This window comes from Jiangella asiatica, from assembly GCF_004349065.1.
In the GTDB taxonomy this organism is placed as follows: domain Bacteria; phylum Actinomycetota; class Actinomycetes; order Jiangellales; family Jiangellaceae; genus Jiangella; species Jiangella asiatica.
In genome coordinates, this window is sequence record NZ_SMKZ01000002.1 from 140132 (window position 1) to 163826 (window position 23695).

Genomic DNA, 23695 nt, shown 5'->3' on the forward strand with positions numbered 1-23695 from the left:
GCCGGAGCTGGCGCGCTTCCGATAATCTGCCAAGGTATGTCGGTGATCCGCCACGTCCCCCAGGCCCCGACGCGCGTCCGCGAGCTGGTGTCGGGCGAGCGCATCGATGCACACCGTCACGACGACCACCAGATCGTCTATGCCGGAGCGGGCGTCGTGGCCGTCACCACCGACGCCGGTACCTGGTTCGCGCCCGGCACCCGCGCCATCTGGGTGCCGGCCGGGTGTGTCCATGCCCATCGTGCCTACGGTCGGCTCGACCTGCGCCTGCTCGGGCTGCCTGCCGACGCGAACCCCCTCGGGCTGGAAGGCCCCGCCGTCCTCGCGGTGAGCCCGCTGCTGCGTGAGCTGATCCTCGCCTACACCAGCGGCCCATCGGACGACGACAGCCCGCAGCGACGTCGCCTGCGCGCTGTCCTCCTCGATCAGCTGCGCGCCTCCCCGCGGCAGCCGGTCCAGCTCCCCACGCCCACCGACCCACGCCTCGTCGCCGTCTGCGACTTGATGCATCGCGATCCCGCGGACGCGCGCACGCTGGAGCAGCTGGGCCAGGTCGTCGGCGCCAGCGAGCGAACCCTCAGCCGGCTGTTCCGGCGCGAGCTCGGCATGACGTTCCCGCAGTGGCGCACCCAGCTGCGGCTCTACCACGCCCTGCGCCTGTTGGCCGACGATGTGCCGGTGACCACCGTCGCCCATCGCTGCGGCTGGTCGTCGAGCAGCGCGTTCATCGACGTCTTCCACCGCGCGTTCGGTCACACCCCCGGGGCGTACCGCCGGTCGTCGTAGGCGCGGGGTCGCCCGCTACACCGGCTTGCGGCGCGCCCGGAACCGGGCCGCGCGGGCGCGGTTGCCGCACGACTCCTTGCACCACTCCTGGCGCCCGTGCGCCTGGATGAAGTAGCGGACGCACCGCGGCGCCTGGCAGGAGCGCAGCTTGGGCGCGGCCGGGCCGGTCAGGAAGTCCATGCAGGCAAGCGCCACCAACCCGCGGACGACGGTGTCCGGGTCGGTGCGCGCCGTGGTGCGCACCGGCACGAGCCGGTCGTCGCGGATCTCGGCGCCGACCTCGAGGTCCAGCGCATCGACGGCGTCGTTGAGGATGCCGAGCGCGGTGGAGTCCGCCATGGTGCGCGCGGTGTCGGCGCGGCTGGGCGGTGCGGGACGCACCGACATCGCGAAGAGCGCCCGGGCGGCTCGGCGCAGCAGGCGCATCGAGTCAGGCAGCCCTTGCGAGGAGGCGGCGGCCGGGCCCGGCCAGCGAACTCGTACCCAGTCGACGACGGCGGCGTCCTCGGCGAAGTCGTCGGCGACGCCGCCGTGGCCGTCGTGGCGGATGGTGCTGACGAGCGCGAGCGCGGTGGCTCCGTCGTCACCGGGTGGGATACGCACGAACCTCAGAGTAACGGAAATCTTCATTGTTCCGTTACTCTGCCTCTCGTGACCACACTCCTGCACCTCAGCGACCTGCACCTCGACGACGACCTCGCGCGCGGGCGGCTCGATCGCGCGCTGCGAATCCTCCCGCCGAGCCGTCGGCCGGACCTCATCGTGATCACCGGTGACCTCGCGGACCACGGCCGGCGGGAGGAGTACGTGGACCTCGTCTCGGCGATGCGCGGTGACATCCCGTGGATCGTCTGCCCGGGCAACCACGACGACCCGGCCCTGATGGCCCAGGTGCTGGGCTGGGACCAGTCCGGAGCGATGTCTCTCGACGTCGACGACGTGCGCGTCGTCGCCCTCGACGTCACCGTACCGGGTGAGGACCACGGGCACCTGCGGCCGGAGGTGACCGACGCCGCGTTTCGTGCGGCCGAGGACGCCGAGAACGTCGTGTTAGCCCTTCACCACCCGCCGGTGCCATTGGGCCACGAGTACGCCGACAGCATCGGCCTGTCCAATCCGACTGCGCTCGGCGACCTGGTCATCGCCCTGCCGCGGACCCGGCTCGTCGTCACCGGACACGTGCACACGGCGCTGGCCACGACGTTCGCGGGCCGGCCCGTCGTCGGCGCACCAAGCCTCGCCGCGGCACTGCGGCCCGACCCCGCGGCCCGGCCGCTGACCGATGCCGGCTCCGCGCCGGGTGTCGCGCTCCACGAGCTCGGACCGGACGGAGTGCGCAGCTCGTTCCACTACGCGTGGGACGCGGCGACCTCCGCGGCTTGATGAACGCGGCTCTCATGTGGGGGTTCGGGCTCGCTCTCCTCCCGATCGTGCTCACGCCCGGAGCGAGCCTGGCGCTCGTCGCCGCCCGGGAAGCGGCCGGCGACCGGCGCGGAGCCGCATGGGTCGTCGGCGGTACCGCCCTCGGCATTGTCACGCACGCGGTCCTGGCCGGCGTCGGCCTGTCCGCCGTCGTCATGCGCTCCGCCGAGGCCTACACCGTCGTCCGGCTGGCCGGCGCGGCCTACCTCGTCGCGCTGGGTGTGCACCTTTTGCGTCGGGCGACCCGGAAGGCCGCGGGCATCACCGACCCGACCGTGCCCGCCTCGAGCTCGGCGGAGCGCAGCCGACGTGACCTGCCCACCACCGGCCACGTGCTGACCGGTGCCTACCTGGCGAACGTGCTCAACCCCAAGGCCGCCGCGGTCTACCTGACCCTGGCGCCGCAGTTCGTGCCCGAGCGGTCGGTGGGAGTGGCGAGCATGCTGGGGCTGGGCCTGGTGCATATCATCCTGATGGCCGGGTGGCTGGCTGTCTGGGTGTGGAGCATCGCCCGCGCCCGCCGCGCCGTACCCGTCTCCCGGTTGTCGCGCTGGATGGACACCGTGGGTGGTCTGGCTCTCGCCGTCCTCGGCGTAAAACTGCTCCTCAGCCGCCCGTCGACCTGACGTCCGGGGCGAAAGCGCGGGCGCATCGTCGTCCCGGGCATGGCGCCCGGACGGTTCAGCGCGCGCCGGAGTGGGGTTGCGGCCGGCGCGCTCCAGTCGTCCGCCTGTACCTCGCGGTAGGCCGGGGGTCACGGAAGGCAAGCTCGCGCTACTGGTCGACGACGCCGGGGTAGGAGACGAACGCCTGCCGAGTGTCCACGACGCCGCTCGCCTCGATCCTTGCCGCCGACGAAGACGTCTGCGTACTGCGTCCAGCGCGGTGCACCGCACCGCACCAAATCACCGAGGTCGCCACGGTCGATCACAGGCACTTCACGATCGTGCGACCGAAACACGTGAAGAGCTTCACCCACGCGGTCGGCTTCGGGCTGGGCGACGCGGCAGCACCCCCGCGATTCGCTGGGCGTGCTCTCGAGGAAACCAGCGACCGTGCCCGGAGCGATGGTGGCGTGCGGCTGCTCAAGTAACACGGACCGCGCCGTCCGTAACGTGTTCGACCGAATGAGGTTCGACCGGTGGATCACGCGTTCCGAAAGACCGTGTGACCGGGGTTCACGTGGCTTTCGATCCTCTGCGGCGGCGGCCCACATGCCCTCTGACCTGGTGCCCGCGGTAGGAATCGAACCTACGGCCTTCTGCTCCGGAGGCAGACGCTCTATCCCCTGAGCTACGCGGGCTCGGGCTCGCCAAAGGCTATCAGGACGGCCGGCGCCGGAGCGAACCGGCCGGTCACCCCCGGGGCCAGCCCACATCCAGCGTCAGCAGGTCGTCCTCGGTCTCGCGACGCATGATCAGCCGGGCCTCGCCGTCGCGCACGGCCACCACCGCCGAGCGGGGCACATGGTTGTACGTGTTGGCCATGCTGCGGCAGTACGCGCCGGTGCCGGGCACCGCGATGAGGTCGCCGGGTGCCACGTCGCCGGGCAGGAACTCGTCCTTGACGACGATGTCGCCGCTCTCGCAGTGCTTGCCGACGACGCGCGACAGCACCGCGGGCGCGTCGGACGACCGGGAGGCGAGCGTGCACGAGTAGTCGGCGTCGTACAGGGCGGTGCGGATGTTGTCGCTCATGCCGCCGTCGACGGCGACGTAGCGGCGGGAGGCGCCGCCGTCGAGCGGTACCGACTTCACCGTGCCCACCTCGTAGAGCGTGAACGTCGACGGCCCGGCGATGGACCGGCCCGGCTCCACGCTCAGCCGCGGCACCGCCAGCCCGTAGCCGGCGCACTCGTGCGCCACGATCTCGGCCATCCCTGGCGCCAGCACGTCCGGCGGCTCGGGGTCGTCCTGGCTGGTGTAGGCGATGCCGAAGCCGCCGCCGAGGTCGAGCTCGGGCAGCTCGACGCCGTGCTCGTCGCGGATCTCGGCCTGCAGTCGCAGCACCCGCCGCGCGGCCACCTCGAAGCCGGCCGTGTCGTAGATCTGCGAGCCGATGTGGGAGTGCAGTCCCAGCAGCTCGACGCCAGGTGCGGCGAGGACCTGTCGGACAGCCTCGGCCGCCTCGCCGCCGGCGATGGAGAAGCCGAACTTCTGGTCCTCGTGCGCGGTGGCGATGTACTCGTGGGTGTGCGCCTCGACGCCGACCTTGGTGCGCACCAGGACGCGGGCGGTGACGCCGCGCTCGGTGGCCAGCTGGGACAGCCGGCCGATCTCGTCGAAGGAGTCGACGATGATGCGCCCGACCCCGGCGGCGAGGGCCCGCTCCAGCTCGGCGACGGACTTGTTGTTGCCGTGCAGGCCGATCCGCTCGGCCGGGAACCCGGCCCGCAGCGCCACGGCCAGCTCTCCGCCGGAGCAGACGTCGAGGCTGAGCCCCTCCTCGGCGATCCACCGGGCGACGGCGACGCTGAGGAACGCCTTGCCGGCGTAGTAGACGTCGGCGCCGCCGAGGACCGCGCCGAACGCGTCGCGGTAGGCGCGGGCGCGGGCACGCAGGTCGTCCTCGTCGACGACGTAGAGCGGCGTGCCGAACTCCGCGGCCAGGGACCGGACGTCGAGGCCGGCGATGCTCAGCACGCCGTCGTCGCCGCGGGACACGCCCTGGGCCCACAGGCCCGGGTAGAGCGCGTTGACGTCGTCGGGCGGGCGCAGCCAGGACGGACCGCGGTGACCGGCCTCCGCGTGCAGCGCGCCGGCTTCGTGTGCGTGCATCGGCTACATCCGATCCGGTGCGACGACGCCGAGCATGCCCAGGCCGTTGGCCAGCACCACCTTGGTCGCCGCGACCAGCCACAGCCGGGCGCGGTGGACGTCTGTGGCCGGCTCGTCGCCCATCGGGAGAACCCGGCAGGCGTCGTAGAACCTGTGGAAGGTGCCTGCCGTGTTCTCCAAGTACCTGGCGACCCGGTGCGGTTCACGCAGCTCGGCGGCGGTGGCGACGACCCGCGGGAACTCAGCCAGCGCACCCAGCAGGATGGACTCGCGCTCGTGGTCGAGCAGCTCCGGGCGCAGCTCGCCGCGGTCGATGCCGAACTCGGTGGCGTTGCGCAGGATGGAGTCGAGCCGGGCGTGCGCGTACTGCACGTAGAACACCGGATTGTCCGACGTCTGCTTGGTGATCTGGGCGACGTCGAGGGTCAGCGGCGAGTCGGCCGGGTAGCGGCACAGCGAGTACCGCAGCGCGTCGACCCCGGCGGCCTCGACCACCTGCCCGAGCGTCAGCATGGTGCCGGCCCGCTTGGACAGCCGCAGCTCCTGCCCGTCCTTGACGATCTTGACCAGCTGGCCGATCGGGATCTCGATGTTGCGCTCGGGGTCGTCGCCGGCGCACGCGGCCAGCGCCTTGAGCCGGCCGATGTAGCCGTGGTGGTCCGCGCCCAGCAGGTACACGCAGACGTCGAAGCCGCGCTCGCGCTTGTCGACGTAGTAGGCGGCGTCGGCGGCGAAGTAGGTGTACTCGCCGTTGCCGCGGCGCAGCACGCGGTCCTTGTCGTCGCCGAAGTCGGTGGTGCGCATCCACAGCGCGCCGTCGGCCTCGAACAGGTGGCCCTGCTTGTGCAGCACCTCCAGCGCGTGCTCGACCCGGCCGCGCTCGTGCAGGCTGCGCTCGGAGTACCAGACGTCGAAGTGGGTCCGGAACTCGTCGAGCTGACGCTGCTGCTCGGCCAGCTGCAGCCGGTAGCCCACCTCGCGGAACCGTACGAGCTGTTCGTCGCGGGGGAGGTCGAGGATGCCGGGGACTTCCGCGACCACCGCCCGAGCCAGCTCGCTGACGTACTCGCCGTGGTAGCCGTCCTCGGGCACCGCCTCGCCGTGGGCGCGGGCCATGATGGACGCACCGAACTTGTCCATCTGGGCGCCGCGGTCGTTGATGTAGAACTCGCGGGTGACGGCGGCGCCGGCGGCTTCGAGCACGCGGGCCAGCGCGTCGCCGACCGCCGCCCACCGCACGTGGCCCAGGTGCAAGGGACCGGTCGGGTTGGCGGAGATGAACTCGACGTTGACGGCGGCACCGGCCAGTGCGTCGCCGTGGCCGTAGCCGTCGCCGGCCTCGACGATGGTACGGGCCAGCTCGCCCTGGGTGGCCGCGGAGACGGTGATGTTGAGGAATCCCGGGCCGGCGATGTCGACCGCCTCGACGCCGGCGACCTCTCGCAGCCGTGCGGCCAGCACCTCCGCGAGCGCGCGGGGGTTGGTGCCGGCCTTCTTCGCCAGCTGCAGCGCGATGTTGGTGGCGTAGTCGCCGTGGTCGCGGCTGCGCGGTCGCTCGATCGTCACCTGGCCGGGCACGCCGTGGGGCAGGGCGACCTCACCTGCGTCGACGGCGGCGGTGAGGACGTCACGGACCGCGGTGGAGAGTTGCTCGGGAGTCACCGCCCAAGGGTAGCCATTTCCCGGGCGCCGGCGCCGTCGGCATCCGTCACCTGGGCGGTCAGCCCGGACAGCAGCGCGTCGAGGGAGAGGTCGAGCACGTCGGCAACGGCCACCACGGTGAAGAACGCCGGGGTGGGGATGCGGCCGCGCTCGATCTTGCGCAGGGTCTCCGGAGAGATGCCGGCCTGGGCGGCGACGCCGACGATGCTGCGCCGGCCGCGGGCCTCGCGCAGCGCCCGGCCCAACCGCTCGCCGCGCTCGCGCTCGGACATTGTCAACGGGACTCGCACCATGACATCGATACTAATACCGGTATAGTTATCGTGCCACGTTCCATCCGACAAGGACGCCCCCATGATCGAGTTGAAGACGCCCGCCGAGATCGCCGCCATGCGCGAGGCCGGCCGGGTGGTCGCCGCCGTCCACGCCGAGGTGCGCGCGCACGCCGCCGTCGGCATCACCCTGCACGAGCTGGACGAGGTGGCGCGCAAGGTCATCGACGGTGCCGGCGCGGGCTCGTCGTTCCTCGGCTACCACCCCCGGTTCGGCGCCATGCCGTACCCCGGCGTCATCTGCACGTCGGTCAACGACGTCATGCTGCACGGGCTGCCGACCCCCTACCGGCTGCGCGACGGCGACCTCGTCAGCATCGACTGCGGCGCCCACGTCGACGGGTGGCACGCCGACGCCGCGATCAGCTTCGTCGTCGGCGAACCCCGCTCCGAGGACCTGCGGATGATCGAGGTGGCCGAGCAGACCCTCGCGGCCGGCATCGCCGCCGCCCAGCCCGGTGGCCGGATGGGCGACATCGGCGCGGCCATGTCCGCCGTCGGTCGCGCCGGCGGGTACGGCATGCAGAACGACTTCGGCGGCCACGGCATCGGCCGGGCCATGCACGAGGAGCCGTTCGTGCCCAACGAGGGCCGTGCCGGCCGCGGGCTGGCACTGGTGCCGGGCCTGGTCATCGCCATCGAGCCGAGCCTCATGGCCGGTGGCGGCGACCACTACTACATGGCCGACGACGGCTGGTCGCTGTGCACCCGCGACGGCAGCCGCAGCGTCCACGTCGAGCACACCGTGGCGATCACCGAGGACGGGCCACGCATCCTGACTGTGCCATGACCGCAACGTGCTAGCAGAATGCTGGCGGTGCGACTAGTCTTGTCGCATGGCGACTCTCTATGTCCGTGATCTCTCCGATGAGGCGGTCGACGAGCTGAAGGTGCGGGCCGCCCGCAACCGGCAGTCGCTGCAGGCATACGCCCGTGAGCTCCTGGAGCGGGAAGCCCGCACGCCGACCTTGGCCGATGTCATCGATCGCATCGAGACGGGTGCTACCGCGCGGCTGTCCACCGACGAGGTGCTGGCCGACATCGACGCGGGCCGGCGCGGCGAGTGATCGTCCTCGACGCCGGTGCTCTGGTCATGCTGCTGGCCGACCGGGGTCCGGTGGGCACGGCCCTGCGCCGCAGGGTGCGGACCGAGCGGCTCTGTACCCCGCATCTTGCCGATGTCGAGCTGGCGTCCGCTCTGCTCGGCCGACATCGAGGCGGCAAGCTGACCGACCGGGAGCTCGACGATGCCTGGGCGTCGTTCGCGGAGCTGCCGCGGCACCGCGTCGAGCATGCACCGTTGCTGCCTCGGGTGCGCGAGCTGTTCACGCACCTCCCGGCGTACGACGCCACGTACGTCGCGCTGGCCGAGGCGTACGACGTCCCACTCGTGACCACCGATGGCCGGATCGTTCGCTCGGGCCGGCCACGGTGTCCGGTGGAGCTCTTCGACGAGGCGACGGTCAGCGGCGCAGGGTGAGGGACTGGAAGCGGTAGCGGTCCTGCTCGCCCAGCACATGGAAGTCGACGACGTCAGGCGACGTCGACGTACCGGCGCCCGCCCGGCCGCAACGGCCCGCTCGGTCAGCTTCCAGCCGGTCTTCGGCATGCGGTCGCGGCGTTCGACACCACCCTCGTAGGCGACGCGGAGGTCGTCGGCGACGTGGTCGAACCTCGTCATCACGCTCGACATCATCTCGCGCCGGCCCGCCGGTTGCGCTGTGGGCGTACACGGGAGTGAGTGGACCGGTCCGGGCGTTGGTCAGGACATTCTGGCTGGGAGGTGCGCCATGGCCGCTGAGGAGAATCCGCTCGACGCGTACTCGCGGGTGGTCACCGGCGTCGCGCGCACCCTGCTGCCTTCGGTGGCGAGCCTGGCGGTGACGGGCGAGCGGCGCGGCCGCACCGGAGTCGTCGGCACCGGCTCGGCCGTGGTCTTCACCAGCGACGGGTTCTTGCTGACGAACGCGCACGTCGTGGGCGTGTCGTCTCGTGGAATCGCGTCGTTCGCCGACGGCGTCGAGGTCGGGTACACCGTCATCGGCCGCGACCAGCTCTCCGACCTGGCAGTCGTCCGCGCCGACGGCTCGACCCCGCCTCCCGCCGTCCTGGGCGACGCCGACGACCTCACCGTCGGCCAGCTGGTGGTCGCCGTGGGCAGCCCGCTCGGGCTGTCCGGCTCCGTGACGGCCGGCGTGGTCAGCGGGCTGGGCCGGTCCATCCCGGCGCAGAGCGGACGAACCGTGCGCATCATCGAGGACGTCATCCAGACCGACGCCGCCCTCAACCCCGGCAACTCCGGCGGCGCGCTGGCCGACGCCAACTCCCGGGTGGTCGGCATCAACACCGCGGTGGCCGGCGTGGGCCTCGGGCTTGCTGTCCCGATCAACGCCACCACCAGCCGCATCGTGACCACGCTGCTGCGTGACGGCCGGGTCCGGCGGGCTTTCCTCGGCGTCGCCACGTCCCCGGCGCCGGTGCCGCCGAAGCTGGCGGAGAAGATCGGGAGAAGCAAGGGCGTGCGCATCGTCCATGTCGAGCCCGGCAGCCCGGCCGATGTCGCCGGCCTGCGCCCAGGTGACCTCGTCGTCACGGTCGGCGGCGAGCCGGTCACCGACGCCCAGGCGCTGCAGCGGCGCATGTTCGCCGAGGCCATCGACGTGCCACTGCCCATCACGACGTTCCGCAACGGCGCGATGGTCGACGTGATCGCGCGCCCGGTGGAGCTGGCCGACCAAGCCTGACCCTCGTTCCCTGAGCCTGGGAGGAGAGGTGGGTGGGCCGGTTGGAACCGCAACCGGTCCTGAGGAGGTCTCGATGCCCGTCGGCTACCTGGTGGGTGTGCTGCTCGTCGGCTGGTGGACCGCGGCGGCCCTGGCCCCGCCAGCCGGGTCCTGGCCGCCGCCAGCTTCCGGTTCGGGGTCGCCATCAACGAGCTGCCGTTCGTTGGCTTCCTTCTACGCAGGCGGTGCGCCTGCGGCCAAGGCGCAGGTCGGGCAGAATGTGACGAGGGCCGCCCGAGATGCCCACCCATGGGAAAGATGGCGTGCATCCGGCGGGCGAAGGATCTCCGGCGGGTGGCGCGTGGGGTGAGACGGATGTCTCGCATCATGGATGGATCGCACGAGATCGTCCGGGACTCGAACAGACTTGTGGCCGTGCGTTCTCGTGTCGGTGTGTCGAAGGAGGGTGACTGATGGCCAGTCTGCGCGTGGCACTCCTCGGGTGCGGTGTGGTCGGCACGGAGGTCGCCCGCCTGCTCGACGAGCATGCCGACGACCTCGCCGCCCGGGTCGGCGCCCGGCTGGAGCTGGCGGGGGTCGCGGTGCGCCGGCTGGGCCGCGACCGCACGCCGTCCGGCGTCGACCCCGCGCTGTTCACCACCGACGCGAAGGCCCTGGTCAGCCGCTACGACGTCGACCTGGTGGTCGAGGTCATCGGCGGCATCGAGCCTGCCCGCGGGCTGATCCTCTCCGCCATGGAGCGGGGCGCCTCCGTCGTCACGGCCAACAAGGCGCTCCTGGCCGAGGACGGCGTCACGCTGCACACCGCCGCGGAGAAGCACGGCGTCGACCTCTACTACGAGGCGGCCGTGGCCGGCGCCATCCCGTTGCTGCGGCCGCTGCGCGAGTCGCTGGCCGGCGACCGCGTCCGCCGGGTGCTCGGCATCGTCAACGGCACCACCAACTACATCCTCGACCAGATGGACTCCGTCGGCAGCAGCTTCGCCGAGGCACTGGAGGAGGCGCAGGCGCTCGGGTACGCCGAGGCCGACCCGACCGCCGACATCGAGGGCTATGACGCCGCCGCGAAGGCCGCCATCCTCGCCGGCATCGCGTTCCACAGCCCGGTCGGCTCCGGCGACGTGCACCGCGAGGGCATCACCGACGTCACGGCCGCCGACGTCGCCTCCGCCAAGGCGATGAACGCCGTGGTGAAGCTGCTGGCCATCTGCGAGCTGTCGGCCGACGGCGGCAGCGTCGGCGTCCGTGTGCACCCGGCCATGCTGCCGCGCACGCACCCGCTGGCCAGCGTGCGCGGCGCCTACAACGCGGTGTTCGTCGAGGCCGAGGCCGCCGGCCAGCTCATGTTCTACGGTCCCGGTGCCGGTGGCGCGCCGACCGCCAGCGCCGTCCTCGGCGACCTCGTCACCGCGGCGCGCAACCGGCTCGGCGAGTCCGTCGGTCCGCGCGGCTCCTGGTACGCCGACCGCCCGGTGCGCCCGATGGGCCAGACCGTTACCCGGTACCACATCAGCCTCGACGTCGACGACCGTCCGGGCGTGCTGGCCGCGGTCGCCCACGTCTTCTCCGAGCATGACGTGTCCATCGAGACCGTGCGGCAGCGCGCCGAGCGCGCCGGCGACGCCGAGCTCGTCATCGTCACGCACCAGGCCACCGACGACGCACTGGCCGCGACGGTCGCGGGACTCACGCGACTCGATACGGTTCGTGATGTGCTGTCGGTGATGCGGGTGGAAGGGGAATGAGCCGGATGGCCGCTGCGGCGTCTGTTACCACCAGGTCTCGGCTGTGGCGAGGTGTGATCGAGGAGTACCGCGACCGCCTGCCGGTGACGCCGGCCACGCCCGTCGTCACCCTCCGCGAGGGCGGCACGCCGCTCGTGCCCGCCCCGTGGCTGTCCGAGCTGACCTCTTGTGAGGTCTGGCTGAAGGTCGAGGGCGTCAACCCGACGGGCTCGTTCAAGGACCGCGGCATGACGGTCGCCATCTCCAAGGCCGCCGAGCAGGGCGCGGAGGCCGTCGTCTGCGCGTCCACCGGCAACACCAGCGCCTCGGCCGCCGCCTACGCCGTTCGCGCCGGCATGCGTCCGGTCGTGCTCATCCCCGACGGCAAGATCTCCGGCCCGAAGCTCGCGCAGGCGGTCGTGCACGGCGGCGTCATCGCCTCGGTACAGGGCAACTTCGACGACTGCCTGCGCCTGGCCCGCGAGCTCGCCGAGACCTACCCGGTCGCGCTGGTCAACTCCGTCAACCCGTTCCGGCTGGCCGGGCAGAAGACGGCCGCGTTCGAGATCGTCGACGACCTCGGTGACGCGCCCGACCTGCACGTGCTGCCGGTCGGCAACGCCGGGAACATCTCGGCCTACTGGCTCGGCTATACCGAGTACCAGCAGAGTGGCCCGGCCAAGCGTCGTCCCCGCATGTGGGGGTTCCAGGCCGCGGGTGCCGCGCCGTTCGTGCACGGCGGTCCGGTCAGCGCACCCGAAACGGTCGCCAGCGCCATCCGCATCGGCAGTCCGGCCTCGTGGGACCTCGCCATCGCCGCGCGCGACGACTCCGGTGGTCTCATCGACGCCGTCACCGACGAGCAAATCCTCGCCGCGCAGCAGGAGCTGTCCGGTCGTGAGGGCCTGTTCGTCGAGCCGGCCTCGGCCGCCGGCGTCGCGGGCCTGTTGCACTACAGCCGCACCGGGCGCCTCGACGCGGGCCAACGGGTCGTCATCACCGTGACCGGCCACGGGCTCAAGGACGTCGACACCGCGAGCGCCTATTACGGCGAAATCCGTCCCTACGTGGTGCCGGCCGACGCCGCCGCGGCCGCGTCCGCACTGGGCCTGGCCTGACGACACCATGACGACGGCGTCCGTCCGGGTCCGCGTGCCGGCCACCAGCGCCAATCTCGGGCCCGGCTTCGACGCGCTGGGTCTCGCGCTGTCCCTGCACGACGAGGTGGAGGTGACGGCGTCGTTCGGCGGCACCGGCAGCTCGCTGCGGGTCGACGTCGAGGGCGCCGGTGCCGAGACCGTGCCCCGCGACGAACGGCACCTGGTGGTGCGCGCACTTCGCGCGGGGTTCGACGCGGCCGGCCGGCAGCCGTCAGACCTGCGTCTGGTGTGCCGCAACGCGCTGCCGCACGGCCGCGGGCTGGGCTCGTCGGCGGCCGCCATCGTCGCCGGTGTCGTGGCCGCGCGGGCGCTGTCCGACACCGCCACCGGAGTGGAGGGTGAGCCGGCGCCGTCGTCGGCGGACCTCGAGCTGGCCAACCGGCTGGAGGGGCATCCGGACAACGTCGCGGCCTGCCTGCTCGGCGGGCTGACGATCGCCTGGCTCGACGGCACCGGACGGGCCCGCGCCACCCGCGTCGACGTGCATCCGGACGTCGTGCCGGTCGTGTGCGTGCCCGCCGCCGAGGTGTCGACGGAGAAGGCGCGCGGCCTGCTGCCCGACACCGTGGCGCACGGTGACGCCGCGGCCACCGCCGGCCGGGCGGCACTGCTGGTCCAGGCGCTGGCGCGGCGGCCGGAGCTGCTGCTCGACGCGACCGAGGACCGGCTGCACCAGGACTACCGCGAGCCGGCCATGCCCGAGACGCTCGCGCTGGTGCGGGCGCTGCGTGCGGACGGGCTCGCGGCGGTCGTGTCCGGCGCCGGTCCGTCGGTGCTGGTCCTGGACGCGGCCGGGCGGGCCGGCCGGGTCGTTGAACTCGCCGCCGGGTGGGACGTGCGCACCCTGCGCGTCGACGGCGACGGCGTCCGCGTCGACGATGCCGCGGGCTGACGACACCCGCGCGCCGCGGGCGGACCGGGGGTGGGTCAAACGGTCCACGGCGTGCTACGCTCGCTGTGCACCGACGTTCTGCTGGTCGGTATCCCATGGTGGTGACGTTCGTCACTGAAGGCCATGGTCTTCGTCCAACCTCCGCAGTTTCGCTCGCGCGACCGCAGAGGTGGCGGCCCCATCAGATGCGTCGTGTCGTTCCTCGGGGAACCACCCGAGGCGTTCGATGCACCGGCTTTCTGGCCGGTGCCGGTCCAGGGAAGGACCCTGAGTGACTAATACCGAGATCCCCGGCGTCGGAGAGACGCCGGACGTCCAGGCGTCGGCAGACGACGCCACAGCTGCGAAGCGACCACGTCGTCGCGCGGCGGGCCTCGAGGGCATGGTTCTGGCCGAGCTCCAGCAGCTCGCCGCCGGCCTCGGGCTCAAGGGCACCGGCCGGATGCGCAAGGGCCAACTGGTCGATGCCATCAAGGCAGCTCAGTCCGGCGGCTCGGCGCCGGCAGCTGACAACGTACTTCCGGTTGGTGCGGACACCGCCCCGGCCGGCCCGGACGCCGGTGCCGGTACGGCCGAGGTGTCCGCCGGGTCCCGGCGGCCGACGCGCCGCCGGGCCGAGCGGCCGCAGGCCGCCGCGGAGCACCGCCTCGACGAGGTGATCGTCGCCGCCGAGCAGGATGGCGCGACGCAGGAAGCTGCCGCCCAGGCCGCCGCGCCCACCGTGGCGCCGGTCGAGTCCGCGGCGCCGACGACGGAGCCGGTCACCGGCCGCTCCGACGAGGGCCGCGACGAGTCCGGAGGCGACGAGGGTCGCGAGGAGTCCGGTCGTGACGAGCGCCGTGGCGAGCGCGACAACCGCCGCCAGGGCGGCCGCGACCGTGACGGCGGCCGTAACCGTGACGGTGAGCGTGCCCGTGACGGTGAGCGTGCCCGTGACGGCGACCGCGATGGTGGCCGTGGCAACCGCGACGGCGACCGCGATGGTGGCCGTGGCAACCGAGACGGCGAGCGTGCGGCCGACCGCGACAGCGGCCGCGACCGTGACGGCGGGCGCGACCGCGACCGCGACAACGGTCCGCGCGACGATGACGACGACGACCGCGGCCGGCGGCGCCGCCGGCGTGACCGGCGCGGCGGGGGCAACCGCGACCGCCGTGGCGGCAACGCCAACCGCGAGCGCATCGAGGAGCCGCAGGTCTCCGAGGACGACGTCCTCATCCCGGTCGCCGGCATCCTCGACATCCTCGACAACTACGCGTTCGTGCGGACGTCGGGCTACCTGCCCGGCCCGAACGACGTGTACGTGTCGCTGGCCATGGTGCGCCGCTACGGGCTGCGCAAGGGTGACGCCGTCACCGGCGCCGTCCGGCAGCCGCGCGAGGGCGAGAAGCAGCAGAAGTTCAACGCGCTCGTCCGGGTCGACACCATCAACGGCGCCGACCCCGAGGCCGCCAAGCAGCGTCCGGAGTTCTCCCGGCTCACGCCCCTGTACCCGCAGGACCGGCTGCGCCTGGAGACCGACGCCGCCACCATGTCGACGCGGATCATCGACCTGATCGCCCCCATCGGCAAGGGGCAGCGTGGCCTGATCGTCTCGCCGCCGAAGGCCGGCAAGACGCTGATCATGCAGGCGCTGGCGCACGCGATCACGGAGAACAACCCCGAGACCCACCTGATGGTGGTGCTGGTCGACGAGCGGCCGGAGGAGGTCACCGACTTCCAGCGCACCGTCAAGGGCGAGGTCATCGCGTCCACGTTCGACCGTCCGCCGATCGACCACACCATGGTTGCCGAGCTGGCCATCGAGCGGGCCAAGCGGCTGGTCGAGCTGGGTCACGACGTCGTCATCCTGCTCGACGGCATCACCCGGCTGGGCCGCGCGTACAACCTGGCCGCTCCGGCCAGCGGCCGCATCCTGTCCGGTGGTGTGGACTCCAGCGCCCTGTACCCGCCCAAGCGGTTCTTCGGCGCGGCCCGCAACATCGAGAACGGCGGCTCCCTGACCATCCTCGCCACCGCGCTGGTGGAGACCGGGTCCAAGATGGACGAGGTCATCTTCGAGGAGTTCAAGGGCACCGGCAACATGGAGCTGCGGCTGCGGCGTGACCTCGCCGACAAGCGGCTGTTCCCGGCCATCGACGTCGACGCGTCGAGCACCCGCCGCGAGGAGATCCTGGTCTCCCGCGACGAGCTGGCCATCATGTGGCAGCTGCGCCGGGTGATGTCCGCGCTCGACCCGCAGCAGGCCATCGAGCTGCTGCTCGACCGGCTCAAGAAGTCTCAGAGCAATGCCGAGTTCATGCTCACGGTCCAGAAGACGACGCCGGCCATCGGTGGCAACGGTGGCTCGAGGGACGCCGACTAGCACCCATCCCGCTGATCATGTTCCCTGGCGGTCGCCGAGCGTCCGCCAGGGAACATGATTATGGGGGCGGGGCGTTTATACTCGTCTGTTGGTTCCGGTTCACGGTGCGGCATCCCGCCGTTCCGACCCGGCGGCCTTGACACTCCAGGAGTACACGCATGAAGTCCGACATCCACCCGGCGTACGTGGAGACCACGGTCACCTGCACCTGTGGCAACACGTTCACCACCCGCAGCACCGCCGAGAACGGCGTCATCCACGCCGACGTGTGCTCGAACTGCCACCCGTTCTACACGGGCAAGCAGAAGATCCTCGACACCGGCGGCCGCGTCGCGCGCTTCGAGTCGCGGTACGGCAAGAAGAAGGCCGACGCCAAGTAGCCAGACGTACGGCGGGCGCACTCTTCGTCCTGGGGACGAAGCCGGTGCGCCCGCTCGTCTTTGTGGCACCAGCCGCGTCCGGTACGAAAGGATCACACCGTGTTCGAAGGGGTCCAGGCTCTCGCCGCCGAGCACGCCGAGCTCGAGCAGCGGATGGCGGACCCGTCGGTGCACGCCGATCCCGCTCTGGCCCGGCGGCTCGGCCGGCGCTATGCCGAGCTGACCGCCATCGTGAAGGCCCACGACGAGTGGCGCACCGCCGGCGGCGACCGCCTCGCCGCGCTGGAGCTGGCCGCCGACGATCCTGCCTTCGCCACGGAGGCCGAGCAGCTGGGACGGCGCGAGGCCGAGCTCGCCGACCGGCTGCGCCGGCTGCTGCTGCCGCGCGACCCCAACGACGACCGCGACGCGATCCTCGAGGTCAAGGCCGGCGAGGGCGGCGCGGAGTCCGCGCTGTTCGCCGCCGACCTGCTACGCATGTACCTGCGCTTCGCCGAGCGGGCCGGCTGGAGCACGCAGGTGCTCGACGCCGAGGAGTCCGACCTGGGCGGGTACAAGGACGTGTCGGTCGCGGTGAAGGCGCGCGGCACGGCCCAGCCGGGCAGCGCGCCGTACGCGCGCCTCAAGTACGAAGGCGGTGTGCACCGCGTGCAACGCGTCCCGGTCACCGAGAGCCAGGGCCGCATCCACACCTCCGCGGCCGGGGTGCTGGTGCTGCCCGAGGTGGAGGACGAGACCGAGGTCGAGATCAACCCCAACGACCTGCGCATCGACGTGTTCCGCTCCTCCGGACCGGGCGGGCAGAGCGTCAACACCACCGACTCCGCGGTGCGCATCACGCACCTGCCCACCGGCATCGTCGTCTCCTGCCAGAACGAGAAAAGCCAGCTGCAGAACAAGGAGCAGGCGATGCGCATCCTGCGGGCCCGGCTGCTGGCCGCGGCGCAGGAGGAGGCCGACCGCGAGGCCGCCGACGCCCGCCGCAGCCAGGTCCGCACCGTCGACCGGTCCGAGCGGGTGCGCACCTACAACTTCCCGGAGAACCGCATCTCCGATCACCGGGTCGGCTACAAGGCCTACAACCTCGACGCCGTGCTCGACGGCGACCTCGACGCCGTCGTGCAGTCCCTGGTCGACGCCGACGCGGCGGCCGCGCTGGCCGCGACGAGTGAGGCCGGGACGGCATGAGCGCGCTGTCGCTGCGCGAGCAGCTCCGCGCGGCGGCCGACCGGCTCACCACCGCCGAGGTGCCCTCGCCTCGGCACGACGCAGAGGTGCTGGCCGCGCACGTGCTGGGCGTCGAGCGTGGTGAGCTGATCACGCAGCCGGAGCCGGACGCGGAGTTCACCGCCCGCTTCGACGAGCTGGTGCGCCGGCGCGCGGACCGGATCCCGCTGCAGCATCTGACCGGCCAGGCCCACTTCCGCCACGTAACGCTGCGGGTCGGGCCCGGGGTGTTCATACCGCGGCCGGAGACCGAGCTGACCGCGGGCGTGGCCGTCGACGAGGCCCGGGCGCTGGTCGAGGCCGGGCGGGTCCCCGTCGTCGTCGACCTGTTCGCCGGGTCCGGCGCCATCGCGGTCTCGGTGGCCACCGAGGTGCGCCCGTCCATGGTCCACGCCGTCGAGCGCGAGGACGACGCGGTCACGTGGCTGCGCCGCAACGCCGCCGGCAACTCGATCATCGTGCACCGCGACGACGTAGCCCTGGTCGCGCAGCGCAGCCTGTCGATGCTGCTCGGGCAGGTCGACATCGTCACCGCCAACCCGCCGTACGTGCCGGCCGCGGCCGACATCCGCGACCCCGAGGTCGCCGAGCACGACCCACCCGCGGCGCTGTGGTCCGGCGACGACGGCCTGGACGCGATGCGGATGCTGGCCGACGTGGCGGCACGGCTGCTGCGGCCCGGCGGACTGCTGGTGGCCGAGCACGCCGACATGCAGGGGGAGGCCGCGCCGGAGGTGTTCCGTCGGCACGCAGCGTGGACGGAGGTGGCCGATCACCTCGATCTGGCCGGCCGCCCCCGCTACGTCACTGCCCGCCGCGCCGCCCTCGAGACCCCGGTGAAATGATCACCTTCAGCACGAGATCCCGTGTCGCACCACGATCGCGATCCTGGTGATGCACGAAGAATCCTCGTGATGTGATGACGGACCGATGACGCACAACGCGACAGCGCGAGGGATGATGTGGGCGTGAGCCCCTTGTACGACTGCTCGGACGAGACCAAACGGCAGCGGGGAGTGGGCGCGGCCAAGCGCGCCATCCGCAACGGCAAGCTCATCGTGCTGCCCACCGACACCGTCTACGGCATCGGCGCCGACGCGTTCACGCCCGACGCCGTCGCCGCGCTGCTGACGGCGAAGGGCCGCGGCCGCAACATGCCGGTGCCCGTGCTCGTCGGGTCCACGAGCACGCTCGGCGGCGTCGCCGTCACCGACTCCACCGTCGAGGCACTGGTGAAGACGTTCTGGCCGGGCGGGCTCACGCTCGTCTGCCGCGAACAGCCGTCCCTGCGCTGGGACCTCGGCGACACCGACGGCACCGTCGCGGTCCGCATGCCCGACCACGAGGTCGCCCTCGAGGTGCTCGCGCAGACCGGCCCGCTCGCCGTCAGCAGCGCCAACGTGTCCGGTCAGCCGCCGGCGCAGTCCGCCGCCGAGGCCCGCGACCAGCTCGGCGAGCGCGTCGCCGTCTACCTCGAGGCGGGGCCGACCGGCAACGACACCCCGTCGACCATCGTCGACGTCACCGGCTCACTGCCGCGGGTGCTGCGCCAGGGCGCCATCGGCCTGGCCGAGCTGCAGGCCGTCGTGCCCGAGCTGCGCGGCTTGGAAGAGTAGGAGGCTCGGCCGCCGGTGCGCGAGTATCTGCTGACGTTCTTCATCGCGGCCTCGGTCACGTACCTCGTCGCCGGGCTGGCGGGCCGGTTCGCCTACTGGGTCGGCGCGGTGCCGCCCACCCGTGACCGCGACGTGCACCGCGAGCCGGTGCCGCGCCTGGGCGGTCTCGCGATGCTTGCGGGCATGCTGGTCGCGATGCTCGTCGCGAGCTACCTGCCACATCTGCGCGGGGTCTTCGAGGACTACGCCGACGCCCGAGCGCTCATCACCGCCGCCGTCGTCATCTGCCTGGTCGGTGCCGCCGACGACATCTGGGACCTCTCCGCCCTGGCGAAGTTCGCCGGCCAGCTCGTCGCGGCCGGCCTACTGGTGGCGCAGGGTGTGCAGCTGCTCTACCTGCCGCTGCCGGGCGGGACGTTCGTGCTCGACCAGACCCAGGGCGCGCTGTTCACCGTCATCCTCGTCGCCGGCGCGGCCAACGCGGTCAACTTCGTCGACGGCCTGGACGGCCTGGCCGCCGGCGTCGTCGGCATCGGGGCGGCGGCGTTCTTCTCCTACGCCTACCTGCTCGACGTCGAGAACGGCGTCAGCCGCATGAGCACGCCGGCACTGGTCTCCGTCGTGATCATCGGAATCTGCGCCGGGCTGCTGCCGCACAACTTCCACCCGGCGAAGATCTTCATGGGCGACTCCGGCGCCATGCTCATCGGGCTGCTGCTGGCCGCGGGGTCGATCAGCCTGACCGGCCGGCTGCCCAGCCAGGACGTGGAGTCCTCCAGCTTCCTGCCGACGCTGCTCCCACTGGTGCTGCCGCTCGCGGTCATCCTGTTGCCGTTCCTGGACATGATGATGGCCGTGGTGCGGCGCGCCCGGGCGGGCAAGTCGCCGTTCGCGCCGGACAAGCAGCACCTGCACCACCGGCTGCTGCAGATCGGGCACTCGCAGGTGCGCGCGGTCGCCATCATGTGGGTGTGGGCGGCCATCGTGTCCTTCGGCGTGGTGGTGATCGCCATGGTCGGCGGGTGGACGACCTACGTCCTGCTGGCCGTCGCGGTGCTGGTGATGATCGCGTTCACGACGGGGCATCCGCGGCGGCTGCTGCGCCGCAGCACCCCGCTCGACGTGTGACATTTCGCACGCGGCCGACCCTGAGGCTGTGAGGTCCGCGGGTGGTGGATCACGGTCGCGGGTGGGCCGCCCACCAGGTTTCTGCGCGCTTCACGAGGCTTACAACCATGGTGCGACAGGCGATTTCGTGCTGAACGTGATCATTTGAAAAGGGGTGGATAGGGTGGGTGCGTCATGATGGAGAGCAAGTCGCCTGTGCCGGTACGGCGGCGTCGCCGCGACGCGAGCGCGCCGGCGCGAGCCGCGACCGCCGCCGTCGGTCTCCTGTGCGCGGTGGCCGGCGGCGTCGCCGCGGGCGGGCCGGGCGTCGTCGGGGGCGTTCTGGCAACGGTGCTGGTCGTGGCGTTCTTCTGGAGCGGCCTGATGCCGCTGGCGCTTACCGAGCGGTTGAGCCGCGGACCACTGGCGGCGGTCGGATTGCTGCTGCTGACCTACTGGGTGCGGCTGGCGGCGGTGCTCCTGACGCTGTACGTCGCCGCGGAGCTGGACGTGGTGGACCGACGCTGGACCGGCATGACGCTGGTCGCCTGCACGCTCGCGTTCACGGTCGTGTACGCCGTCCTCACGATCCGCGCCAACGCCGGCTCCAGACCGGTCGCACGCCCGTCCGCTCCGCCGCCGGCCCACGACGGTCCGTGACCGGTGGTCAACCGCGATAGTGGGACCCGATTTCGTTGCCGGCGGGACCACCCAGTAGTATTCGAGTCGCCATGAGCACGGACGATCCTGACGACGCTCGTCGCCAGGATCAGGCCCGGGCGTGGGACGCCTTCGGGCTGGTCGTGTCCGGCATCGCGGTATGGGGTGGCGTTGGCTGGCTCGTCTCCGAGTGGCTCAACAGTCGCGTCTTCCTCGTACTTGGGCTCTTGGTAGGGATGGGCGCCGCTCTGTACCTGGTATGGGTCAGATACGGTAAGCCCTGACCTGGCACCCCTTGTCGCGCGCGCCGCGAGCGCGCTGAAGAAAGGACCCCGTGAGCACTCGGATGATCGTTGCTGAGTCGTCGGAGTTCCACAGCCCCGGGCCCGGTGACTTCGACTTCCCGCCGCTTTTCGGCGAGGGCACGTTCTTCACCAAACCCATCCTCATCATCGTGCTGGGTACCATTGCAGTCGGTGCATTCTTTTATTTCGCCGCGCGCCGCAGCACTTTGGTCCCCGGCAGGCTCCAGTTCTCTGGTGAGGCCGTTTACGGCTTCATTCGCGACGGCGTCGCCCGCGACACCATCGGCCGCGAAGGCATCAAATACGTCCCGTATCTGGTGACGCTGTTCGGTTTCATCGCGGTGCTGAACATCTCCGGCATCATCCCCGTTCTCCAGCTGCCGGCTACCTCCAAGATCGCCATTCCACTGGTCCTCGCGATCATTTCGTGGGTCATCTACAACTATGTGGGCATCAAGCGGCAGGGATTCGGCGGCTACTTCAAGAACATGATGTTCCCGCCCGGGGTGCCGAAGGCCATCTACCCGCTGCTCGCGCCGCTGGAGTTCTTCTCCACGTTCCTCGTCCGGCCGGTCACGCTCACCCTGCGTCTTACTTTCAACATGTTCGCGGGGCACCTGGTGCTGCTGCTGACGATCCTGGGCGGCGAGTATCTGCTGTTCGAGTACCAGGGCGTGGCGGGCATCGCCGCCGGCAGCCTGTCCATCCTGTTCAGCATCGTCCTGACGTTCTTCGAGGCGTTCGTCCAGCTTCTGCAGGCTTACGTTTTCGTCCTGCTATCCGCCATCTACATCGGCGGCGCACTCACGCACGAGCACTGACCTCATCTCGCGCGAACACAGACCCTGACCACGAAACAACGAGCTTCACCTAATGGGAAAGGAAGAAAGATGGAAGGCAACCTCAACATGGTCGGTCTCGGCCTCGCGGCCATTGGCCCGGGTGTCGGTATCGGTCTGATCTTCGCTGCCTACATCAACGGCGTGGCCCGCCAGCCCGAGGCGCGCAGCGTGCTCCAGGGCATCGCGATCCTCGGCTTCGCTCTCGCCGAGGCGCTGTTCATCATCGCCATCGGCCTCGCCTTCGCCCTCTGATCATGGCTATCTCGATGGCACCGATCTCGGTGATCGCGGCGGAGGACGGGCCGAGCCCGCTGATGCCGCACACCTCTGAGCTGATCGTCGGGCTCGTCGCCTTCGCGCTGCTGTTCTTCTTCCTCCGCGCCAAGGTCTTCCCGATCTTCGAGCGGACGTACGCGGAGCGAGCTGCCAGCATCGAGGGCGGTGCGAAGCGGGCCGAAGAGGCGCAGGCCGAGGCGCAGGCCCTCCTGGAGCAGTACCGTGCACAGCTGGCCGACGCACGCAGCGAGGCCGCGCGCATCCGCGAGGACGCGAAGCAGCAGGGTGCGACCATCATCGCGCAGGCGCGTGACGAGGCCGAGGCCGAGGCGAAGCGGGTCGCGACCCGCGCCGAGGCACAGCTGCAGGCCGAGCGCGAACAGGTGCTGCGCGAGCTGCGGGGCGAGGTCGGCACGCTGGCGACCACCCTGGCCGGCAAGGTCGTCGGCGAGTCGCTGGACGACGACGAGCGCTCGCGCCGGGTGGTCGAGCGGTTCCTCGCCGACCTCGAGTCCGCCGACGCCGCGACGCTGGCCGGTAAGGACTCGTGAGCGATGCCTCAAGACACCCTCGGCGACAGCCACGCCGAACTGGGCCAACAAGGCTCGCTGGCGTCGACCAGGCGGAGCCCTCTGGAAGAAGGGTTCGAGAGCATCGTCGACCGGGCCGCCGACCGCGCGTCGGCGGTCGGTGACGCTCTGTTCGCGTTCGCCAACCTGCTCGTCTCCCGCCCGTCGGTGCGCCGCGCGCTCACCGACACCGGTCGTTCCGCCGACGACCGCGAGGCGCTGCTGCGCCGGCTGGTCGGCGAGCGGATCGAGGCCGCCGCGACCGACGTGCTCGCCGCGGCCGTGCGTGAACGCTGGCCGCGCCCCGGCGACCTCACCGCGGCGGTCGAGGAGTTCGGCGTGCGGTCGGTGCTGCTGGCGGGTCGGTCGGCCGGTCGTCTCGACACCGTCGAGGAGGAGATCTTCCGTTTCGGCCAGGTGGTGCGCGGCGACCGTGAGCTGCGCGCGGCCCTGATCGACCGCGCCGCGCCGCCGGAGGCACGGCGGCAGCTGGTGCGCACGCTGCTGGAGGGCAAGGCCGCGCCGGAGACGGTCGTCCTGGTCGAGCACGCGGTGCTCGACCGGCGGGAGCGTAGCCTGGAGGCGGAGCTGGCCCGCGTCGCCGACTTCGCGGCTCAGCTGCGCGAGCGCCGGGTGGCGGTGGTCCACGTCGCCGCCCCGCTCACCGACCAGCACCGCGAGCGGCTGGAACGAGCGCTGGCCACCCGGGCCGGCGGTCCGGTCCTGTTGAACGTCATCGTCGAGCCAGGTCTCGTCGGCGGCATCAAGGTCGAGCTGGGTGACGAGGTCGTCGACGGAACCGTCACCAGCCGCCTCGACACCGCCCGACGCCAGGTCGTCGTCGGCTGA

General features: G+C 71.7%; 27 protein-coding genes and 1 tRNA gene. 23 read left to right on the top strand and 5 right to left on the bottom strand.

Annotation, left to right across the window (positions count from 1 at the left end; genetic code table 11):
* Positions 1 to 36: 36 nt before the first annotated feature.
* Entirely contained in the window at positions 37 to 786 is a 750-nt protein-coding gene (locus E1269_RS02550) for a helix-turn-helix transcriptional regulator (protein WP_131890745.1), read from the top strand.
* Positions 787 to 801: 15 nt separating this feature from the next.
* On the opposite strand, the gene E1269_RS02555 is transcribed toward E1269_RS02550, so the two are convergent.
* The gene (locus E1269_RS02555) at positions 802 to 1389 is read right to left on the bottom strand and encodes a CGNR zinc finger domain-containing protein (RefSeq protein ID WP_203432790.1); all 588 of its coding nucleotides are present in this window, start codon (positions 1387 to 1389) and stop codon (positions 802 to 804) included.
* 48 nt (positions 1390 to 1437) lie between these two features.
* Here E1269_RS02555 and E1269_RS02560 point away from each other — a divergent pair, with 48 nt between their 5' ends.
* From E1269_RS02560 to E1269_RS02570, 3 genes are all read left to right on the top strand, one after another.
* On the top strand, positions 1438 to 2169 hold the full coding sequence (locus E1269_RS02560; RefSeq protein WP_162606199.1) for a metallophosphoesterase: 732 nt from the start codon (positions 1438 to 1440) through the stop codon (positions 2167 to 2169).
* Complete coding sequence (locus E1269_RS02565; protein ID WP_203432792.1) at positions 2169 to 2834, top strand: LysE family translocator; 666 nt, start codon at positions 2169 to 2171, stop codon at positions 2832 to 2834. Before E1269_RS02560 ends, E1269_RS02565 begins: the two co-directional genes overlap by 1 nt.
* A 191-nt stretch (positions 2835 to 3025) precedes the next feature.
* Positions 3026 to 3301, top strand: a complete 276-nt coding sequence (locus tag E1269_RS02570) for a hypothetical protein (protein ID WP_131890751.1) — start codon at positions 3026 to 3028, stop codon at positions 3299 to 3301.
* A 134-nt stretch (positions 3302 to 3435) separates the two neighbouring features.
* Here E1269_RS02570 and E1269_RS02575 read toward each other — a convergent pair.
* The 4 genes from E1269_RS02575 to E1269_RS02590 all read right to left on the bottom strand — a co-directional run bounded on the left by E1269_RS02575 (position 3436) and on the right by E1269_RS02590 (position 6940).
* Positions 3436 to 3511 (bottom strand) — tRNA-Arg (locus E1269_RS02575).
* Between the two features lie 52 nt (positions 3512 to 3563).
* Positions 3564 to 4985 (bottom strand): diaminopimelate decarboxylase, encoded by a 1422-nt coding sequence (gene lysA / locus E1269_RS02580; RefSeq protein WP_131890753.1) that lies wholly within the window; start codon positions 4983 to 4985, stop codon positions 3564 to 3566.
* A gap of 3 nt (positions 4986 to 4988) precedes the next feature.
* Positions 4989 to 6647 carry an arginine--tRNA ligase gene (gene argS, locus E1269_RS02585; protein ID WP_131890756.1) on the bottom strand — a complete coding sequence of 553 codons (1659 nt, stop codon included), beginning with the start codon at positions 6645 to 6647 and terminating at the stop codon, positions 4989 to 4991.
* Positions 6644 to 6940 carry a helix-turn-helix domain-containing protein gene (locus E1269_RS02590; RefSeq protein ID WP_131890759.1) on the bottom strand — a complete coding sequence of 99 codons (297 nt, stop codon included), beginning with the start codon at positions 6938 to 6940 and terminating at the stop codon, positions 6644 to 6646. The genes argS and E1269_RS02590 overlap by 4 nt, the downstream gene beginning before the upstream one ends.
* 61 nt (positions 6941 to 7001) lie before the next feature.
* Here E1269_RS02590 and map point away from each other — a divergent pair, with 61 nt between their 5' ends.
* The 19 genes from map to E1269_RS02685 all read left to right on the top strand — a co-directional run bounded on the left by map (position 7002) and on the right by E1269_RS02685 (position 23695).
* On the top strand, positions 7002 to 7769 hold the full coding sequence (gene map, locus E1269_RS02595; protein WP_131890762.1) for a type I methionyl aminopeptidase: 768 nt from the start codon (positions 7002 to 7004) through the stop codon (positions 7767 to 7769).
* 46 nt (positions 7770 to 7815) lie between these two features.
* Positions 7816 to 8046 (top strand): FitA-like ribbon-helix-helix domain-containing protein, encoded by a 231-nt coding sequence (locus E1269_RS02600; protein WP_131890764.1) that lies wholly within the window; start codon positions 7816 to 7818, stop codon positions 8044 to 8046.
* The gene (locus E1269_RS02605) at positions 8043 to 8459 is read left to right on the top strand and encodes a type II toxin-antitoxin system VapC family toxin (protein WP_131890766.1); all 417 of its coding nucleotides are present in this window, start codon (positions 8043 to 8045) and stop codon (positions 8457 to 8459) included. The genes E1269_RS02600 and E1269_RS02605 overlap by 4 nt, the downstream gene beginning before the upstream one ends.
* 310 nt (positions 8460 to 8769) lie before the next feature.
* Complete coding sequence (locus tag E1269_RS02610; RefSeq protein WP_131890769.1) at positions 8770 to 9723, top strand: S1C family serine protease; 954 nt, start codon at positions 8770 to 8772, stop codon at positions 9721 to 9723.
* Positions 9724 to 10175: 452 nt separating this feature from the next.
* Entirely contained in the window at positions 10176 to 11468 is a 1293-nt protein-coding gene (locus tag E1269_RS02615; protein ID WP_131890772.1) for a homoserine dehydrogenase, read from the top strand.
* Positions 11469 to 11473: 5 nt separating this feature from the next.
* The gene (gene thrC, locus E1269_RS02620; protein WP_203432794.1) at positions 11474 to 12565 is read left to right on the top strand and encodes a threonine synthase; all 1092 of its coding nucleotides are present in this window, start codon (positions 11474 to 11476) and stop codon (positions 12563 to 12565) included.
* Between the two features lie 7 nt (positions 12566 to 12572).
* Positions 12573 to 13499, top strand: a complete 927-nt coding sequence (gene thrB, locus E1269_RS02625) for a homoserine kinase (RefSeq protein ID WP_131890777.1) — start codon at positions 12573 to 12575, stop codon at positions 13497 to 13499.
* 271 nt (positions 13500 to 13770) lie between these two features.
* Positions 13771 to 15864 carry a transcription termination factor Rho gene (rho, locus tag E1269_RS02630; protein ID WP_131890780.1) on the top strand — a complete coding sequence of 698 codons (2094 nt, stop codon included), beginning with the start codon at positions 13771 to 13773 and terminating at the stop codon, positions 15862 to 15864.
* Between the two features lie 158 nt (positions 15865 to 16022).
* Entirely contained in the window at positions 16023 to 16244 is a 222-nt protein-coding gene (gene rpmE, locus E1269_RS02635; protein ID WP_026875210.1) for a 50S ribosomal protein L31, read from the top strand.
* Between the two features lie 99 nt (positions 16245 to 16343).
* Positions 16344 to 17432 (top strand): peptide chain release factor 1, encoded by a 1089-nt coding sequence (gene prfA / locus E1269_RS02640; RefSeq protein WP_131890782.1) that lies wholly within the window; start codon positions 16344 to 16346, stop codon positions 17430 to 17432.
* The gene (prmC, locus tag E1269_RS02645; RefSeq protein WP_131890785.1) at positions 17429 to 18316 is read left to right on the top strand and encodes a peptide chain release factor N(5)-glutamine methyltransferase; all 888 of its coding nucleotides are present in this window, start codon (positions 17429 to 17431) and stop codon (positions 18314 to 18316) included. Before prfA ends, prmC begins: the two co-directional genes overlap by 4 nt.
* 123 nt (positions 18317 to 18439) lie before the next feature.
* Positions 18440 to 19087 (top strand): L-threonylcarbamoyladenylate synthase, encoded by a 648-nt coding sequence (locus E1269_RS02650; RefSeq protein ID WP_131890788.1) that lies wholly within the window; start codon positions 18440 to 18442, stop codon positions 19085 to 19087.
* A 15-nt stretch (positions 19088 to 19102) separates the two neighbouring features.
* Positions 19103 to 20215 carry an MraY family glycosyltransferase gene (locus tag E1269_RS02655; RefSeq protein ID WP_131890790.1) on the top strand — a complete coding sequence of 371 codons (1113 nt, stop codon included), beginning with the start codon at positions 19103 to 19105 and terminating at the stop codon, positions 20213 to 20215.
* A 174-nt stretch (positions 20216 to 20389) separates the two neighbouring features.
* Entirely contained in the window at positions 20390 to 20854 is a 465-nt protein-coding gene (locus tag E1269_RS02660) for a hypothetical protein (protein ID WP_131890793.1), read from the top strand.
* 71 nt (positions 20855 to 20925) lie between these two features.
* Positions 20926 to 21138 carry an AtpZ/AtpI family protein gene (locus tag E1269_RS02665; RefSeq protein WP_131890796.1) on the top strand — a complete coding sequence of 71 codons (213 nt, stop codon included), beginning with the start codon at positions 20926 to 20928 and terminating at the stop codon, positions 21136 to 21138.
* Positions 21139 to 21188: 50 nt separating this feature from the next.
* Positions 21189 to 21980, top strand: coding sequence for a F0F1 ATP synthase subunit A (atpB, locus tag E1269_RS02670; protein ID WP_203432796.1), 792 nt, complete (start codon positions 21189 to 21191; stop codon positions 21978 to 21980).
* 69 nt (positions 21981 to 22049) lie between these two features.
* Positions 22050 to 22253, top strand: coding sequence for an ATP synthase F0 subunit C (gene atpE, locus E1269_RS02675; protein WP_131890798.1), 204 nt, complete (start codon positions 22050 to 22052; stop codon positions 22251 to 22253).
* A 14-nt stretch (positions 22254 to 22267) separates the two neighbouring features.
* Positions 22268 to 22828: a F0F1 ATP synthase subunit B gene (locus tag E1269_RS02680; protein ID WP_131890801.1), complete on the top strand. Its 561-nt coding sequence runs from the start codon at positions 22268 to 22270 to the stop codon at positions 22826 to 22828.
* A gap of 3 nt (positions 22829 to 22831) precedes the next feature.
* Positions 22832 to 23695 carry a F0F1 ATP synthase subunit delta gene (locus E1269_RS02685; RefSeq protein ID WP_131890804.1) on the top strand — a complete coding sequence of 288 codons (864 nt, stop codon included), beginning with the start codon at positions 22832 to 22834 and terminating at the stop codon, positions 23693 to 23695.

Bases quoted from the DNA above. Each gene is read 5' to 3' on its own strand.
- E1269_RS02660 (WP_131890793.1), top strand. From the start codon at position 20,390: ATGATGGAGAGCAAGTCGCCTGTGCCGGTACGGCGGCGTCGCCGCGAC.
- E1269_RS02610 (WP_131890769.1), top strand. From the start codon at position 8,770: ATGGCCGCTGAGGAGAATCCGCTCGACGCGTACTCGCGGGTGGTCACC.
- E1269_RS02550 (WP_131890745.1), top strand. From the start codon at position 37: ATGTCGGTGATCCGCCACGTCCCCCAGGCCCCGACGCGCGTCCGCGAG.
- E1269_RS02600 (WP_131890764.1), top strand. From the start codon at position 7,816: ATGGCGACTCTCTATGTCCGTGATCTCTCCGATGAGGCGGTCGACGAG.
- E1269_RS02685 (WP_131890804.1), top strand. From the start codon at position 22,832: ATGCCTCAAGACACCCTCGGCGACAGCCACGCCGAACTGGGCCAACAA.
- map (WP_131890762.1), top strand. From the start codon at position 7,002: ATGATCGAGTTGAAGACGCCCGCCGAGATCGCCGCCATGCGCGAGGCC.
- E1269_RS02590 (WP_131890759.1), bottom strand. From the start codon at position 6,940: ATGGTGCGAGTCCCGTTGACAATGTCCGAGCGCGAGCGCGGCGAGCGG.
- thrB (WP_131890777.1), top strand. From the start codon at position 12,573: ATGACGACGGCGTCCGTCCGGGTCCGCGTGCCGGCCACCAGCGCCAAT.
- atpE (WP_131890798.1), top strand. From the start codon at position 22,050: ATGGAAGGCAACCTCAACATGGTCGGTCTCGGCCTCGCGGCCATTGGC.
- lysA (WP_131890753.1), bottom strand. From the start codon at position 4,985: ATGCACGCACACGAAGCCGGCGCGCTGCACGCGGAGGCCGGTCACCGC.
- thrC (WP_203432794.1), top strand. From the start codon at position 11,474: ATGGCCGCTGCGGCGTCTGTTACCACCAGGTCTCGGCTGTGGCGAGGT.
- E1269_RS02615 (WP_131890772.1), top strand. From the start codon at position 10,176: ATGGCCAGTCTGCGCGTGGCACTCCTCGGGTGCGGTGTGGTCGGCACG.
- rpmE (WP_026875210.1), top strand. From the start codon at position 16,023: ATGAAGTCCGACATCCACCCGGCGTACGTGGAGACCACGGTCACCTGC.
- E1269_RS02565 (WP_203432792.1), top strand. From the start codon at position 2,169: ATGAACGCGGCTCTCATGTGGGGGTTCGGGCTCGCTCTCCTCCCGATC.
- E1269_RS02665 (WP_131890796.1), top strand. From the start codon at position 20,926: ATGAGCACGGACGATCCTGACGACGCTCGTCGCCAGGATCAGGCCCGG.
- prmC (WP_131890785.1), top strand. From the start codon at position 17,429: ATGAGCGCGCTGTCGCTGCGCGAGCAGCTCCGCGCGGCGGCCGACCGG.
- E1269_RS02680 (WP_131890801.1), top strand. From the start codon at position 22,268: ATGGCACCGATCTCGGTGATCGCGGCGGAGGACGGGCCGAGCCCGCTG.